The organism is Sulfitobacter sp. HI0129 (assembly GCF_001635395.1).
Taxonomy (GTDB): domain Bacteria; phylum Pseudomonadota; class Alphaproteobacteria; order Rhodobacterales; family Rhodobacteraceae; genus Sulfitobacter.
Genome location: NZ_LWGH01000148.1, coordinates 1 through 220, shown reverse-complemented (window position 1 = coordinate 220; position 220 = coordinate 1). Strand labels below are relative to the sequence as shown.

Here is a 220-nt window from a genome sequence, read left to right as displayed (position 1 = left end):
TACTCATAGGCGGTGTTGCCGTCTTCAATGGACTCGTCCGAGGTCAGGTGGTCGTAGCCGCGATAGGCTACCAGCGCGCCGTAGCGGTCGAACGTGACGAACGCCCCTTCCCGTCCGATTTCCTTTGCGTCGAAGAACAACGGCCGGGTCTCGATCTCTTCCACCTCTGTTTCCGACACGCCAAGCCGCGTGTCGATCTCGTCGGGGATTTCATCCTGAC

General features: G+C 60.0%; 1 protein-coding gene. It reads right to left on the bottom strand.

Going from position 1 to position 220, the window contains the following annotated elements; all coding sequences use genetic code 11:
- Positions 1-220, bottom strand: a 220-nt coding sequence (locus A3764_RS01395; RefSeq protein ID WP_150122033.1) for a hypothetical protein, incomplete at both ends; no start/stop codon positions are given.